Below are 16,330 nucleotides of genomic sequence, written 5' to 3' on the forward strand. Positions count from 1 at the left end.
TCCGTTTCTACAATAAGAGATTCGATAAAGGTATAATCCTTCTAGAATAAATACCCCTTTGTTTAATAAGAAATTTTTACATTTTCTCAATTAAAAATACTAAATCGTTAAAATCTGTATCAAATCCAATATCGTTACATTTATAAGTTAAAATGTTATTTCGTTCTTCAAGTAAATACCCGATGAGTATGACTGTGACTGTCTCCCGTTACCTCTGTCCCAAATATTATAGATACTTAAGTATCCGTTGCTTGTATAGCATCTACAAATCAGTTCTTTTGGGGCAGAATCTTCCCATAAAGAAATACTGGGGTATTTTTCATTGCTTAAAGAGGGAATCACAATTCCGTTATCAGTTCGTAACCAAACCCCTTGTCTATGGGGTGACCCTTTACTAATAAATTCAACCTTAATTTCTTGTCCGTCCTCAATGTTTTGTACATCCCATTTGATTACATTATGTAGACCTTTTTCAGCAAATGCTTGGTTTAATATTCTTCCTACCCCTAATTCCATCATAGCCTCCGTATTAAAAATTCTTACAATTAGTATAAGTTCCATTCTTCATATTCAATAATCCTGCTTCTTTTGTTACAGAAGAAAAAAATCGCCGCAGCGATTTTTTTCTTTAACTATACTCCGTTAGTGTACTAATAATAATAAAAAGTAGTTTTAATGTGTGATTGGATTAGTTGAAAGATAAAAAATCATAAACATACTAAAACAACCTAAAAGGATTAACATTGTAAATACAAGTTTTCTACCTAACTGTCCTATGAAATAGATATTCACCATAAGGTAATAGGTAATTGCACTACCGACTATAAAAAGCATAAATTCTTTAGTGTAATTACTCGAAGGAAGTGGACTTGTAACATTAGTTAGTGCTAGACCACCAAATATAAATATACCGATTATATTTAATAATCTTCTCATACTTGATTCTTTATTAGCTACAATTACAGCATTTTGTGACGTTTGGACATTGGTTTCCAAAATTACACCACCAATCTATATGACCTTAATAAATTATACGAATTTAATCTAATAAATGTTTCATTGATTCTCAGTGGTGCTTATTAAATAAAACTGCCTTTAGCACAATAAAAAGTGCTGTATCAAATCAGCACTTAAAAGAATTTCTTATATAACTCGCGTCTCAAATGCCCACTTAGATAAGCATATACTCTTGTAGTTTCGCTCTTTTCGTGTCCCATTAAATTCTGTATAACCTCTAAGGGTGCTCCATTATTTATAAGTGTTGTGGCATAACTATGTCGTAATTGATGTGGATGAATACTCTTATTGATTCCTGCTCTTTTGGAGATCTGTTTTATAACGTATCTCATTTGAGCAATGCTCATTCGATGCGGTGCTCGGATCGTAACAAACAAAGCCTGTTGGTCATCTGTTCTTTGTTCTAAGTACCTTTTTAACCAAATACTACATCGAGTGTTAAAATACACTTCTCTTTCTTTTTTCCCTTTCCCAAATACAATAACTGACTGCTCAGGAAAGTTGATTGAATTTTTATCTAAGTTTACAACTTCTCCTATTCTACATCCTGTTGAATACATAAACTCAAATAACGCTTTCTCAAAAGTAGTATCACATGCTTCACGCAATAACTCGATTTCTTCTTCTGTTAAAAACTTAGGAATTCTACTCTCAGGCTTTGGTTCTTTAATTGTAGATACTGGGTTTGTAGAAACATATTTCTCTTCTTGAGCCCATTTAAACAATGATTTTATAAATCGAATTCGATGGCAAAGACTAGATGCCTTCAACTCCGTAGCGACTTCTCCTAGATATAGTTTAATAGATTCGGTCGTAATATCAGTAATGTTAATATCACCAAAATATCTAATTAATAAGGATAACTGAACATTATATACCTTCAATGTTTGAGAAGAATAGCCCTGAATTTGTTTATCAGCTTTATATAGATTCCAGGCTTCCGATACAAGCATAATGAACAACCCCCCGATCGTTCTTTTACTAACATTCTTCACCTGTAAGCTATAAAATATACTAGTTTTTTAGTTTTTTATTATGTTATTGCCCCCGTTACTTTAAGTACATTTCTTCACAAACTTTCGATTATTCACTCACAGTTCCTATATGATAAATATTCTAAAAATTTCTTGGACGCAAGGGAAAGTGATTTTTGATCTCTCATAGCAATACCTATATTTCTAAAAGCAGGAACTTCAAGCTCTTTCGCTATAATCTTATGAGGAATACGCTGTAATATCAATTCTGGTAATATACTGATTCCTAGCCCGTTTTCCACCATAGACAAAATGGCATAGTCATCCCATGTTGTAAAATTTACTTGCGGTGAAATATGATGCTTCTCAAAAATCTCAGAGATTTCTGCTTTTGCTCCCTTCTCTAATAACATAAACGGATTATTCAGTAAGTCCTTGATTGGAAACTTTTCGCAATTAGCAAGAGGATGATTTTGCGGAATTACTACCAACAATCGGTCTTGCTCCAAAAAGATAGTTTCTAATTCTGGTTTAGACGGTAGTCGTATAAATCCGAAGTCAACACGTCCGTTTAGAATCCAGCTTTCAATTTCTGTATAATCTCCAAGCAAAAGTTCAAAATCTATCTTTGGGTAATCCTTCTTAAAAATTTTTATAATGTTAGGGAGCCAATGGCTTGCTACGCTAGAAAAAGTCCCAATGCGAACCATCCCAGACTCCATATCGTGTAAGTCTTCGATCTGCGTCATTAAGATTTCATACTCATTACAAATTCGCTTTAATTGGGGCAGTAACTTTAAGCCATCCGAAGTTAAATTGATACCAGTCCGTCCTCTTTCGAATAGGAAAACTCCCCATTCCGTTTCTAAATCGTTAATCATACGACTAATCCCAGACTGTGTATAGCCCAATACTTCGGCAGCTTTTGTAAAGCTACCAAATTCTACAGCTTTGACAAATGCCTTATATTTTTGGATATTCATTTCTCTTCCCCCAACCCATCTGGTTTTGTCATATACATCATGATAAACATTCGTTTTTTAAATGTATGTGAGTATGATAAATTATCACTATTAATAATTCAAGTTTGGAAAGGAAAAGGTATTAAACGATGTTTTTTGTGAGTGAAATAATGGCAATAGCACCAGACAGCTATAAGTCATATCTACAAGCAATGGTCTACGAATCATTGACAAAGTTACAGATTTCATTTGAACGAGTGAATACTGATGAAGCAATTTCAATGGAGGACTGTATAGAAATTAATCGAAAATTGGATATGAAAATGGTGAAAACGTTGTTTCTCTGTAATAGTAAAAAGACAGAATTTTATTTATTTATAACTACAGCAGATAAACCATTTAAAGCAAAGGATTTCAGCAATGCACTCGGCATATCACGTGTATCCTTTGCTCCTGCAGAGCGGATGGAACATATTCTGGGCGTAAAAGTCGGAGCTGCTACTGTATTTGGTGTTTTAATGGACAAGGAAAATCTTGTGCAGGTTGTTTTTGATAAGGAAGTGCTTTTGGAAGAGTGGTATGGATGTAGCGATGGAACGACAACTGGATATATGAAAGTTAAAACAAAGCTAATCGTCAATAACTTCCTTACCTACGCAAAGCACATTCCGACAATTATCGAAATGTAATATTCACTTAAACAATAACGATAAATTCCTTTGTTAAAAACAGTTCGTCGTCTACTCCTAATCAGCTGTTTCACAGAATTAGTAGCGATGAATCAAATAGGCTAAAAGGAGGGGCAGTTTGTGGATCAAAAGCGACTATTACTAAATTATGGATTATTATTTTTTGTCACAGCTATATGGGGACTTAATATGGTTTTGATTAAAGTATTGGTGGAAGCATTACCTCCACAAACCATGACGGCATTTCGAATTATGATGGCTGGGATTACAGCATTAATCATAATCATTCTTGGAAAATCCTTTCGTCGTTTATCGAAGAGAGAGTGGATTTATACATTACTAGGAATGTTATTTAGTGTCATTCTACATCACTTGCTTATCGCAGTAGGTTTAACGATGATTGATGCTTCGAATGCTTCTTTAATTCTTGCATTAGTACCACTTACAACAGCAATACTGGCTGTCCTTTTTTTAGGTGAACAATTAACTAAATTGCGCACGATAGGTTATATTCTCGCATTAATTGGTGTATTTTTTATTCAAGGTGGTTCATTTAGTAATATGCAATTGTCTCAAGGAGAATTGATTATATTTATTGCTATGTTCGTGCAAGCCATCAGTTTTATTTTTGTAAAAAAGGCAACAGCAACACTCGATTCAAAACAGGTAACAACAATAATGTATCTAGTGGGTTCAATAGGATTATTGATTATTAGTTTTATAACTGAACCAAAGGGAGTCAATGAAATGACTTCAGCTAATATATTTATTTACTTTTTATTTATTGTGTCAGGAGTAGTGGCAACAGGAGTGGGGTATATTGTTTTTAATGCATCTATTCAACAGATAGGAGCAGGAAAAACAGCCATATTTAATAACTTTGTTCCTTTTTTTGGCCTTGTGTTCTCCGCACTTTTCTTAGATGAAAAAATTACATCTTCACAATTGATTGGATTTGTATTTATTGTAGCAGGAGTTCTTTTTGGGACAGGTTATATCGAAAAGCTATGGGCGAAAAAGCATAATCAGATTAATAATACAAAAAAGATTGTCGGATAATATACACTTTTTCCTATAACTGGTTTGAAATTATGGTAAAGAATAATTGGTTAGAACAACCTCCACATTGAAAAATATAACAAAAGGTGCCTTTCCAAATCGGTCGGGCATTTTATTTTTTGGCTTTGTTACGTATATTGTTGATTTCTCACACAAAAAAAGAAACCGCTCTAGTGTAAAGAACAGTCCTTTTTTCGGTTCACAGTTTTTAAAGTTTTCTTATCTCTGAAAATTCTAGAAATTGATAAAACGCCCCTTGTGATTAAAGACTTCAAACTAACACTAAGAAAAGTATGATACCACTGCCAACCATTGCTCCATTTAATCAATCCAGTTTTACGTTCAGCCCAAAACTCAAAAATTGTAAGTGGAACTGTAAAAAAGAGCAATTTATAAACGATACCTATTAGATTATCTTTACTTGTCCATTGATTGTATATAACCGTTACAATTGGATAAAGGAAAGCGTTGTATAGTATATGTATGTTAAAGATTATCGGAAATAATCGTGTAGGATATGAAATAAAGTTCCTCGTAACCCACTTGTCTAAAATAATATTGCTAACTGCGTTAAAAGTATATGCTAACCACCATTCCTTTTTAGGTGGACGTTTCATTAGGAAAGGCAATATTGCAATGGAGAGTATTAGTAATCCATATAAAAACCTTTTTTCATTTTTTTTACCACCCAAGTTAATCACCCTAAATTAGTATGCCACTTGTTTGGTTTTTTATCCTTGAAAATCAACAATTAAGTTTAACAGAGCCTATTTTTTAAAGAGCATTAATCCACTAACCTGCTCCGTTTGTTCAAGAGTGTTCAATAGTTTCGTACTGACAGCAATGACTTTTTTCGTCTTTTTTTACACATAAGCACCCTTTTATTGATAAAAACTCTTCTCTTTTCTAAATTTTATTTTCCACTAATATATCACTTTGCCACTTTTGATAACCATAAAGAATAATAGCAATTGTTGTCATTATTAAAATCCCTTCAAGTGGCGACAAGTTTCCTCCAGCAGTTGTAATTTCGAGTTTTTTCCATAATGCTCTAAAACCAAATGAATAGATACAATCTACAATCAAATTGATAATAAAATAAAGCCAAAACTTACCGAATGTGAAGTAGAAAATCCAAATAGTTCCAACCAAAAAAACCCCATACACAGTATGTATTTGTGCTACCTTATCCCATGAAAAAATGGTTTCTTTGTATTTCCACCAATCATAAGTCCAAGCTATTTGATATATAATTGTGTTTAACACCGTTGCTAACAAGGCAACAGGCATATATCTACGAACAGCAGATTTATTTAATTGATGTAAAAAGAATAAGGAAATCCAAGGGATTATAAAGAAAGACCATAAAACGAGTTTTACCATATACGAAATCTCCTTTAAATCTTTTTTATTGTTATAATTCCCTAGGTGCCCTTTGATTTATTTATTTTATTCAATATCTGCGCATAGCGTTTTATTATTTAACAAACCTGTACGATTTGTACATTAAGAATAAAACAGTGTTACCTATTATAGATCGCACCCTAGTTACTTTAAAGACGTTTATTATTTGCATAACTTCTTCCCATTGACGAAGGGGAAAACCTTATTTTATATTTACCGCTTACCTCTAACTTAACTTTTTCTGTTAAATAAGCACCTTGTCTGTTATGTTCTTCCTCTATTTCAAAACCATTTTCAACTATTTGGTCTATGTCCCAATCAATCCATTCACCATACTTTGTTGCCCATTCGCTTAATTCCCTTTTTAGTTCTATTTAGATTGAAATATCATCTAAATCAAAATTACAACCGCATTGATTACACCAAATAGGGTCAGCTCCAACATCACCTTCGACCTTTAACTTGTATGTTTCTTGTTGTTCACAAAAACACTTCATTTTTTGCTCCTCTGATAAAAACTTTTTATTATCATATAGTATATATTCAAGTGGATTAGTGGCGAATTATTCCACTAACCTACCTCTTTATCTTAATAATAGGCTGTAAAAAAAGACCTCTGATAAGGTCCATTTTGTTACATAAAATATATTAATCCAGCAAGTCCTATTGAAAGTAATCCACCTAAACCAGAAACTATAGCTACTTTTGTTCTGAATTTTCTATGGTTTTCAGTTTCAGAATGAAAAATTAGCCCTTTGTTGCTGCCCATCCGTCCAAGCTCCAATAAAAATACCAGAAGTAACTATTCCAATAACACCACAGAAGGAGCAGCAATCCTTCTAGACTATTCTTTTACTGTTATTGAATAGACCTGCTTCTTTAGTAGAATAGGAAAAAGGCTCTTTAACGAAAGCTCCCGTTAGTTTATTAAGAAAAGGTTGCTTAAATAACCTCCCTTATTGATGTAAAGCACGTAATCCTTGACTTTCTTTGAGTGTGTGGTGTTGAGAAAGTAACTCGCTGAAAAGAGCGAGACTTATCTATTTATTCAGCTACCTAAGGCTTGAAAAAGGAAACTCGAATAAGAAAAACATAGGGAGATTTTAGTCTTCCTATGTTTTCATTCATATTATTTATCTGTTTGTTCTTTCTTCTTTTTCAAATACTCCGCACGTATTTTTTCAAGTTGCTGCTTTTTATCAAATTTGGCAGGCTTGTGTTTTTCATGATACTTTGTCACAGCTACCTTACCTTTGGTATCCAATTGATATTTCCCCACTTTGTTCACCTACTTTTCTTGTCCTTAAAGAGAATCTATTCACCCAATATAATATACCTTATTTTACTGAAGTAAACCTTATTACTTTATTAGTGTACCGCTAAAGGTTTTCTCTATATTCTCTTTTCTAGTCTTTAATTGGTTTAATTACTTGGACTAATATTTATTTAATGTTTTAGCCTTATGACATAAACCTGTTTGGTTTGTTGAAGAATTAACTTTGCCCAATGAAAAACCCTCAAAAAGTTATATCAGTTACCCTAAGTCTTCACTATGTGTTTTTTGTATTTATTTCATACGAACGTAACACTTGTATCCCGTAAATTAATCAGTTATACTGATTATATATTAAACTGATTATCTAAAGAGGTGAATACTACGTTTGGAAAAATGGAATCAATCTTACGGTTTTTTGCTTGGAAAAGTACTTCAGCAAATGGAAACTAAGTTTGCTGAGGGACTTGCACCATATCAAATTAATGCTAGACAATATGGTGTGCTTTTATTTATTAATGGGAACCCTTATTCATCACAAAAAGATATTTCTGAAAACCTACAAATCGATCGGACGACCATGGTAAGCCATATTGATCACTTAGAAACATTAGGATTTGTAGAGAGAACCAGGAATCCCAATGATAGGAGATTCTATAGTCTTTTAATTACACAAAAAGGGAATGAAGTTTTAGATTCACGTTGGGAATTTCTAATCAATACGGAATTAGAAGTTCTATCCCCTTTAAGCAATCAAGAAAAACAATTGCTGAAGGAATTCCTAGTTAAAATTTGGAGTTCACTATAAAACTGGAGGTAAAGAAATATGAACGCACTTGATTATTTTCATGCACGTTTAGAAGCAACCATTAGCCCTATGGATTATTTGAAGTTAACACAAATTGAACCGAATAAGTATTTTTTGATTGATGTTAGAAATGGTCCGGATCATGTAAGAAGTTTAACAATCAAAGGTGCTAATATCATTCCCCAACAAGAGCTACCAGATCGGCTAAGTGAAATTCCGATCGATAAGGAAATTATTGTTTACTGCTGGGATGTCTGGTGCAACACAGCTGCCAAAGTAGCAATGTTTTTATTAGAACGTGGGTATAAAGTAAAAGAGTTAACCGGGGGAATTGCAGCTTGGAAAGAGATGAACTTTCCTATTTCAGATACTTCTGAAGATCTTAACCTGTCTAATAGTTGTGGGTGCTGACTTTATTGCTAAATAACAGGTATTGGAGTGGCGTTACTTCACTTGACCATGTAATGAATAAGTTAAAGTTAGGTTTGCCCAACTATGTCATGGAAACAAACACCTTTAAAAAAGGTGCTTACTGTTAATTAGATAATTTACTACTCTCCTAAGATTAATTTATTTCTAGCAACGAAACACTCATTTTCAATCATTTTATATCCTCCTGGTAAATTGAGTTGGTCCTTTTCGCGTGAGCTTTAGGACTCGTTCATTCTACCTAGAGGTTATTTTTTTATTCAACCCTCATTTTCATTTAATACAAAAATGCTAATTCAAAATCAAATCCGCCATCTGAATGGATCCGCATAAGTATCCAGTTGCTCTTTTGATCGGGTTGATCCCCATAATTTTGTCTTCATATTCCCCTATAAGCTGAAAGAATGTTAACTCCTCAATTGGTATTCGAGTGCTATCGCTTCGGAAAATCCACGAACACCAAATTTACTTGCACTGTAAACACTTTCAGTATCTTTTACTACTTTTCCTGAATTCTATATAATATTTATGATACATCCTTTATTCTTTACCCATTACCTTTAGTACTCGTTGGGAACAAAAAATGGTTCCTTTTAAATTTGTGTCAATCATTTGATGAATTTCAAGCTAAGCATAGGGTTAAATATATATAATTCTCTCATTTTACTAGTCAATCAATGGTAAAATGACTTTTTGGCTTATTAGAATGCAGAAGACACCGATATTACTAGAAACTGGTGGTGAGGATTACTTGAAGAAAAAGAAGGTTTGGATAAGTGCTTTTACTGTTATTTTATCATGTTTCATTCTTTATATATTTCTTTCGTCTTTTAGTAAATGGAAGGAAGAACCTGTAAGTGTTTCAATAAATGTTAACGAACAAGTTAGTCCTTCTATTGATACTGCAGTTAAGGAAGAAGAAGAAGCAACTGAGATTGACGAGAAACCAGTGGCAAAGGCGGTAAAAGAAAAAGTCAGAGAAATGATAGAAGGTGCTATTAATTTTTTTAGTCATGATAAAAAAATCGTTTCTATTGGTGATTCCCTCACTCAAGGTGTCGGAGATGAAACAGAAAGTGGCGGTTATGTAGGAATTTTAAACCACACATTCGAAGTGAATAAGATGAATATTTCCATTGAAAACTTCGGTAAAAGAGGAAATCGATCGGATCAATTGTTAAAAAGGTTAGAAGAAGAGGAGATTTCTTCAGCTATAAAGGATACGGATATCGTTTTAATCACAATCGGTGCAAATGATATTATGAAAGTTGTTAGAAGTAATTATACAAACCTTAATATAGAGCCCTTCCAAGAGGAAAAAATCAGCTATATTGAGAGATTAACTGCTATATTTGATAAAATAAATGAAATAAATCCAGATACTCAGATCTTTTTGATTGGGTTTTATAATCCATTTGAGCGTTACTTTGGTGATATAGAGCAACTAAATGTAATTCTCGATGAGTGGAACCAAGCAGGAGAATCAGTTACAGAAGAGTTTGAGAATGTATACTATATCCCTACAGAGGATTTATTCTCTAATTCTACTATCAACCTATTTACTGATGATAATTTCCATCCAAATACAAGTGGGTACAAATTAATGGCACAGCGCGTTCTTGAGTATTTAAATGAATATTATGAAGAAACTGAGTTACCAGATGAGGAGATCGAATAGAAGATGAATTTGATGAGAATACAAATAAAAACAAAACCGTCATGGAAACAATTATTTTTTGGAATAGTTGGAGTAAATGTATGCTTTGTTTTATTTTTCTTTATTTTTTTACTGTGGCCCCTGTCAGATACAGAAATACCTATAAAGGAATATATTGAAGAGGAACCCGGGGCCGAATTTACGATTACTTCGAGTAAGCAAAATTTGAATGAACTAGTCAATGAATATGTAGATCATTTCATGAAAGATAAAGATGATAAATATACAGTCATATTGGATGAACATGTTCAATTGTTGGGGTCAGTCGAAGCCTTCCAAACGGATATACCTATATCAATCACATTAGAACCCGAGGTACAAGAAAACGGAGACCTTGTGTTGTATGCTTCAGATATGTCACTTGGATTATTGGGACTGCCAGAAAAGAAAATTCTTGAATACGTGAAGAAAGAATTAATCACGCCTGAATGGGTTGAAATTGATCCTAAAAATCAACTTATTTATATTGGAGTAACACAAATGGAAGTGAAAAGTAACTTTAAAGTAAAGGTACAAAGTTTTGATTTAAAAAATGATCATATCACATTCAGAATTAAGGTACCTAATAAAACATTAGGTTTATAGATGGATAAAGAAGCACGCAAAACCTTCTTTTAAAGGGCTTTGTGTGCTTCTTACGTTTACAATCATTCTACACATTTTAAATAAAACACCTGAGATTGGAAGTCTCCACCGCGTTTTGCTACTTGCCTATTCACACCGTTAAATTCGGTAGGCAACTGAAGACCGACTTGCATCAGTTCATCACCAAAATAGGTCTTCCCCTCCACTGCATACGCCATATCTGCGGCTAACCCGCTTAGTAATAATGTCTGTTGCTTTCGAGAGTTCGGTGTTGCCAAAACCTTATAATAGCCTACCAGTGCCTCGGATTGATCTTGACTCACCACCATCCAGGCAGTTTCATTTCCTTCAAAAGGACTCATTAATCTGTAGAAATCCCCATCACGAATCAAGCGGCGATGTTCCTTATAAAAGATAACCTGCTTCTTAATTTCTTCCCTCTCTTCCTCCGTTAACGACAATGGATCCAATTCATAGCCAAATGTACCAAAATAAGCTGTATTTGCCCGTGTGGATAGCGGTGTTTCCCTTAATGTCTGATGGTTTGGAACTGCTGATACATGGGACCCCATACTATATAATGGATAAGCAAAAGATGTACCATATTGAATCTTCAGCCTTTCAACTGCATCAGTATCATCACTGGTCCATGCCTGCGGGGCATAATAAAACATCCCTGGGTCAAAACGACCGCCCCCTCCTGCACAGGATTCAAACAATACATGTGGAAACTCCTTTGTTAACCGTTCATAAAGGGAATACACCCCTAGAATATAACGATGGAAAAACTCTCCCTGTTGATTTGTTGCTAATTTTTGTGAGAAAGCCTCCGTAATATTTCGATTCATATCCCATTTAATATAAGAAAGATTGGTCTGCTTAATAATTCCAGCGATTTTTCCATACAGAAAATCAACAATCTCTGGTCTTGAAAAATCAAGCATGAGCTGGTTTCGCCCTAAAGTACGGGGCTGATTAGATAACCCAACAGCCCAATCCGGATGCTCCTTATATAGCTCACTATTGGGACTAATCATTTCTGGTTCAAACCAAAGACCAAACTTCATACCCGTATTGGAAATTTTTTGGGCTAAGCTTTCTAATCCATTGGGAAGTTTATTCAAGTCTACCTGCCAATCTCCTAGTGAAGAGGTATCGTCATTTCTTTTTCCAAACCAGCCATCATCGAGAACAAACAATTCAATTCCCAACTCGCTAGCTGAATTGGCAATATTTACGAGCTTTTCTTCATCAAAATCGAAATACGTCGCTTCCCAGTTATTAATCAAAATCGGACGCTCTTCCCTTTTCCATTGATCAGGTATCAGATTGTCACGGTACAGATGATGGAAGGCCTGACTCATTCCATTTAGACCCTGGTCGGAGTATACCATTACCACTTCCGGTGTTTGAAAAAGCTCTCCAGGTGGAAGAATCCACTTAAATCCAAATGGATGAATCCCGACCATTACTCTTGCCATACCATAGTGATCAACTTCCACCTGCATGATAAAATTACTGCTGTAAACAAAGTTAAATCCATATACCTCACCAGTATGCTCTGTCGTAAAGGGTCTTTTTAATGCCATGAACGGATTATGATGGTGTGAACTTGCCCCACGCAGACTTGAAATCGACTGAATTCCCATTTCTAACTTGCGTTCCTTGACATGCCTTTCCCGTCCCCATGTGCCTCCTAGATGGGTAACAATGAAATCTTTGTTAGGGAGGTCGAGGACTGCTCCCATGAGTCGATCAATCTCCAGATATTCACTACCCTTATTTTTCAAGGATGTACTTCTAGTAATAACAGGTTTGTCTCGAAAAATGGTGTAATTTAATATCAATTCTGCTTCAAGAAACTCATCCTTTAGAGAAATTTGAAGGGTGCTCGCGTCTTGATTATCATTTGCGTAGGTGGCAGGAAGTCCTTCCAGCTTTGGCTTTCCTTCTAAGATGGTAAAAGAGTCATAGGTAAAATTCGGTACATGGGGCTCTGCTTCTTTACTAACACTGATGGCTGGTTCCCTGAAATCAGAGTTTCCGTACGCAGGATACTCCTGTCTTACCGTTTCTAAACTAAAAGCAGGATCATCCTCATACACATGACAACTGGCAGCAGTTGGGACATCATAGGCTTGTAAATGAGAAAAATCCGCCCTGTTCCGTAATGCCTTGCCAAAATAAAGATGACCTAATTGGCCATTTTTCATCACGTGAAAAATATAGCTTATTTGCCCATTCGTTAGATGAAATTGTTGTTTTTCTGGATTGGTATGTATTAGCATAATCCTCACCTTCTCTTCACTTAATCCCTTATTGTAGATGCTACCATTTTTATGCGAAGAGCCCATTACCCCGGCTCTTCACAATCTATTACACTTTTTGAATCATAAATTCAAATTCCATGTCCTGTTCTGACTTAATGAGATGCTCATCATGGACTGGTGCACCCCAGCTGTCGTCCCCGCCGACTCCCATTTGCTTGCCGGCAACCGTTACAACCGTATAATGAACATTGGGAAGCTCATAGATATGCTGTGCGCTCTCCAGTTCAAATGCTGTATATGGAGAGAAATTACACTCCAATGGATCAGTTACCGACGAAATCTTCATTCCCTGGCCGTTACGATTGGTCACGTTCACACGGCGGACACCCGTTCTATTACCAGATTCCTGTGGCATCACATAACCTGATAGATTGTCAGATACCTGATTCTTGAAGGTAGTTAGTTTCGCACCCATCGCACGGTCTGAGTAATTTTCATCAGGCCCCATTGCATACCAGTCGAGTTGATCATAGTCCGCTGGCAGCTTGAAGGAAACTGCAAAAATCGGCATTTGCGGCAGATTTTCAGCTCCTCTATAGGCAGACTTCACACGAACGCTTCCATCTGGATAAACCGTGTAAACAGTTTTCACCTCGACGTCTTGGTGAATGGAGAATTGATAAGTAAAAGCAATGCTCACTTGATTGGGATCTTCTACATGCTCAATATTTACACACTTTCGCGCAAGGCTTGCAGCATACCAAAGCCCCGATTGGAAGCTTTGAGAAAAGCCACGGTCATTATCCGTTGTGGCTCTCCAGAACAACGGTGCAGGAGGAAGTGAGATCATTTCTTTCCCTGCATAGTTTAGTGATACCAAGCTTCCAGCCTGCTTCGAAAACATTACGGTAAAGTCTCGGCCATGAACGCCTATATTGACATCACCATGGGCAACACGTAAATCTCCGCTTACTGAAGCCATTTCTCTCGTACCCACTTCATATACATACTGCCCGAATGCAATCTCATATCCTGCTTCAGCCCAAACGGTGCTTTCCGTTAACTTTAGTGAGGTTTGAATGCAATACTCACCTGACTCCATCGTAACTTCCTTAGGTAAGACAAACTCAAATCGTCCCTTACTTTGCGGTTCAACAGCAGCTAGAAGGGTGTTTTTGTACAATTCCTTTCCTTCACGATATAAAACATACTCAAGTGTGTAATCTGCTGTATTAGAGAATAAGCTTTCATTTTTGAGGGTGACGCCTGTCTGGTCGGGTACTAGTTTAAAATCTTGATATAAAAATTTCACTTCCTGCATTTTTGGAGAGAGCTCACGGTTTGCATAGACAATCCCATTCGTACAGAACCCATAATCCGTTGGACGGTCTCCAAAATCACCGCCATAGGCTAGAAATTCATTTCCATAACGATCCTTTTTATAAATGGATTGATCAACATAATCCCAAATAAATCCGCCCTGATACATCGGATACTTCTGCTCTAGTTCTGTATATTTGTACATCCCGCCAAGTGAGTTCCCCATCGCATGCATGTACTCGCAGCTAATGTACGGCTTCTCAGGGTTGTCATTTAAATACTTCTCAATGTCGGCCGGCTTTGCATACATACGGCTTTCCATATCACTGGTGTCATTATACTCACGGTTGTGGAACACACCTTCGTAATGAACGAGTCTGCTAGGATCAGCCTGTTTGAAATATTTCGAGACATTCAAGATAACTTCACCCGCGTATGATTCATTCCCACAGGACCAAATTAAGATGGATGGGTGATTTTTATCCCGTTCCACCATTGATATCGCACGGTCCATGACAATCGGTTCCCATTCTGGCTTATTACCTGGAATATTCCAAGAAGGCTCAACTGCCCCCATTTTTTGCCATGACCCATGGGTTTCAAGGTTCATCTCATCAATGACATACACACCATATTCGTCACATAATTCGTACCAATAGCTTTGGTTCGGGTAATGAGAGGTACGAACGGCATTGATGTTATGACGTTTCAAGGTTTTAATATCCCAAAGCATATCTTCTTTTGTAATTGCACGGCCATGGCGTGGATTGAACTCATGACGGTTTACACCCTTGAATACAATCCTCTCACCATTAAGATGCATGATTTTATCTATCAGCTCAAATCTTCTAAACCCAACCTTCTGGGGAACTACCTCTACTAAACTTCCAGACTGGTTATAGATTTGAATAAAACATTTATATAAATAAGGATTCTCGGCACTCCATAGGGTTGGATGCTCAACAGGCAACGTAATTAACCACTTGCCATCGATATATGTAGCACTTTCTTTTTTAACAAGACTACCCGTTCCATCCACTAATTCTGCAGTGATCCTTGAAGGCTTCTCCCCTTGAAGTTTTAAATCCACTGAGAGAGTCGCATTTGTAAAAGATATATCTAGTTCAGGACGAACATGAAGATCAGAGACATGAATTTCTGGAACGGTATACAGATAAACATCACGGAAGATTCCTGAGAATCTCCAAAAATCCTGATCTTCAAGCCAGCTGCCGGTACTTCGTTGATAGACTTCCACCGCGAGCTTGTTCTCCCCATCTTGTAAATAGGGAGTTAAATCAAATTCCGCAGGCGTAAAAGAATCTTCACTGTATCCTACAAACTCACCATTTACCCATACATAGAAAGCAGATTCTACCCCTTGGAAAGAAATATATACCGGCTTTTCCTGCATTGCAGCTGGAACCTGAAAATACTTCACATAGCTTCCAACTGGATTATGATCCGTAGGAATTTCCGGGGGACGAAGTTCATGATGCCCATCCCATGGATACATCGTATTCACATATTGAGGCTGCCCGTAGCCCTGGAGTTGAATATGCCCTGGAACGGTAATGTCTCCCCAGCCAGCACAGAGATAGTCTTTTTCGAAAAAGTTTACGGGGCGATGGTTAGGATTCATACTGTAGGTAAACTTCCAATTTCCGTTTAATTCATGTCGCAATTTCATTGGTGACCCATTACGTGCTTCTTCCATGGTTGTGTAGTACACATGGTCTGAGTGAGCTGGAACACGGTTAACCGCAAACACATTTACATCTGTAAGCCAGTTCAAACTTGGTGTAGTTGTCATATCTATTACA

Annotated in this window: 17 protein-coding genes; 6 read left to right on the top strand and 11 right to left on the bottom strand. The window is 36.0% G+C overall.

Annotated features, from left to right (window positions below; all coding sequences use genetic code 11):
* Positions 1-147: 147 nt before the first annotated feature.
* The 4 genes from BKO01S_RS18400 to BKO01S_RS18415 form a co-directional block, all read right to left on the bottom strand.
* Entirely contained in the window at positions 148-516 is a 369-nt protein-coding gene (locus BKO01S_RS18400; protein WP_066057661.1) for a hypothetical protein, read from the bottom strand.
* Between the two features lie 156 nt (positions 517-672).
* A complete protein-coding gene (locus BKO01S_RS18405) occupies positions 673-996 on the bottom strand; it encodes a hypothetical protein (protein WP_232311277.1) in 324 nt (107 codons plus the stop codon).
* Positions 997-1,130: 134 nt separating this feature from the next.
* Positions 1,131-1,970: a tyrosine-type recombinase/integrase gene (locus tag BKO01S_RS18410; protein WP_066057666.1), complete on the bottom strand. Its 840-nt coding sequence runs from the start codon at positions 1,968-1,970 to the stop codon at positions 1,131-1,133.
* A gap of 134 nt (positions 1,971-2,104) precedes the next feature.
* Positions 2,105-2,974 (bottom strand): LysR family transcriptional regulator, encoded by an 870-nt coding sequence (locus BKO01S_RS18415; protein WP_066057669.1) that lies wholly within the window; start codon positions 2,972-2,974, stop codon positions 2,105-2,107.
* Between the two features lie 149 nt (positions 2,975-3,123).
* Between BKO01S_RS18415 and BKO01S_RS18420 the strand changes: the two genes are divergently transcribed.
* Positions 3,124-3,642: a prolyl-tRNA synthetase associated domain-containing protein gene (locus BKO01S_RS18420; protein ID WP_232311278.1), complete on the top strand. Its 519-nt coding sequence runs from the start codon at positions 3,124-3,126 to the stop codon at positions 3,640-3,642.
* Positions 3,643-3,762: 120 nt separating this feature from the next.
* Positions 3,763-4,701 (top strand): DMT family transporter, encoded by a 939-nt coding sequence (locus BKO01S_RS18425; RefSeq protein ID WP_066057674.1) that lies wholly within the window; start codon positions 3,763-3,765, stop codon positions 4,699-4,701.
* A 170-nt stretch (positions 4,702-4,871) separates the two neighbouring features.
* On the opposite strand, the gene BKO01S_RS18430 is transcribed toward BKO01S_RS18425, so the two are convergent.
* The 5 genes from BKO01S_RS18430 to BKO01S_RS25055 all read right to left on the bottom strand — a co-directional run bounded on the left by BKO01S_RS18430 (position 4,872) and on the right by BKO01S_RS25055 (position 7,369).
* Entirely contained in the window at positions 4,872-5,393 is a 522-nt protein-coding gene (locus tag BKO01S_RS18430) for a CBO0543 family protein (RefSeq protein ID WP_198158844.1), read from the bottom strand.
* A 214-nt stretch (positions 5,394-5,607) separates the two neighbouring features.
* A complete protein-coding gene (locus BKO01S_RS18435) occupies positions 5,608-6,084 on the bottom strand; it encodes a hypothetical protein (protein ID WP_066057677.1) in 477 nt (158 codons plus the stop codon).
* 170 nt (positions 6,085-6,254) lie between these two features.
* Positions 6,255-6,479, bottom strand: a complete 225-nt coding sequence (locus BKO01S_RS25300; protein ID WP_501193741.1) for an immunity protein CdiI family protein — start codon at positions 6,477-6,479, stop codon at positions 6,255-6,257.
* Positions 6,480-6,602, bottom strand: coding sequence for a hypothetical protein (locus tag BKO01S_RS25240; RefSeq protein WP_369691007.1), 123 nt, complete (start codon positions 6,600-6,602; stop codon positions 6,480-6,482).
* A 632-nt stretch (positions 6,603-7,234) separates the two neighbouring features.
* Positions 7,235-7,369, bottom strand: coding sequence for a hypothetical protein (locus BKO01S_RS25055; RefSeq protein ID WP_269748555.1), 135 nt, complete (start codon positions 7,367-7,369; stop codon positions 7,235-7,237).
* Positions 7,370-7,766: 397 nt separating this feature from the next.
* Between BKO01S_RS25055 and BKO01S_RS18445 the strand changes: the two genes are divergently transcribed.
* The 4 genes from BKO01S_RS18445 (at position 7,767) to BKO01S_RS18460 (ending at position 10,917) form a co-directional block, all read left to right on the top strand.
* Complete coding sequence (locus BKO01S_RS18445; RefSeq protein ID WP_066057680.1) at positions 7,767-8,186, top strand: MarR family winged helix-turn-helix transcriptional regulator; 420 nt, start codon at positions 7,767-7,769, stop codon at positions 8,184-8,186.
* 18 nt (positions 8,187-8,204) lie between these two features.
* Entirely contained in the window at positions 8,205-8,597 is a 393-nt protein-coding gene (locus BKO01S_RS18450; RefSeq protein WP_066057683.1) for a rhodanese-like domain-containing protein, read from the top strand.
* 769 nt (positions 8,598-9,366) lie between these two features.
* On the top strand, positions 9,367-10,293 hold the full coding sequence (locus tag BKO01S_RS18455; protein WP_066057686.1) for an SGNH/GDSL hydrolase family protein: 927 nt from the start codon (positions 9,367-9,369) through the stop codon (positions 10,291-10,293).
* 3 nt (positions 10,294-10,296) lie between these two features.
* Positions 10,297-10,917 (top strand): YpmS family protein, encoded by a 621-nt coding sequence (locus BKO01S_RS18460; RefSeq protein ID WP_232311279.1) that lies wholly within the window; start codon positions 10,297-10,299, stop codon positions 10,915-10,917.
* Positions 10,918-10,979: 62 nt separating this feature from the next.
* On the opposite strand, the gene BKO01S_RS18465 is transcribed toward BKO01S_RS18460, so the two are convergent.
* Positions 10,980-13,205, bottom strand: a complete 2,226-nt coding sequence (locus BKO01S_RS18465) for an alpha-galactosidase (RefSeq protein WP_066057871.1) — start codon at positions 13,203-13,205, stop codon at positions 10,980-10,982.
* 88 nt (positions 13,206-13,293) lie between these two features.
* Positions 13,294-16,320 carry a beta-galactosidase, LacZ type gene (gene lacZ, locus BKO01S_RS18470; RefSeq protein WP_066057689.1) on the bottom strand — a complete coding sequence of 1,009 codons (3,027 nt, stop codon included), beginning with the start codon at positions 16,318-16,320 and terminating at the stop codon, positions 13,294-13,296.
* Between the last annotated feature and the right edge of the window lie 10 nt (positions 16,321-16,330).

The sequence above is a fragment of the Robertmurraya korlensis NBRC 107688 genome (assembly GCF_001591645.1).
In the GTDB taxonomy this organism is placed as follows: domain Bacteria; phylum Bacillota; class Bacilli; order Bacillales; family Cytobacillaceae; genus Robertmurraya_A.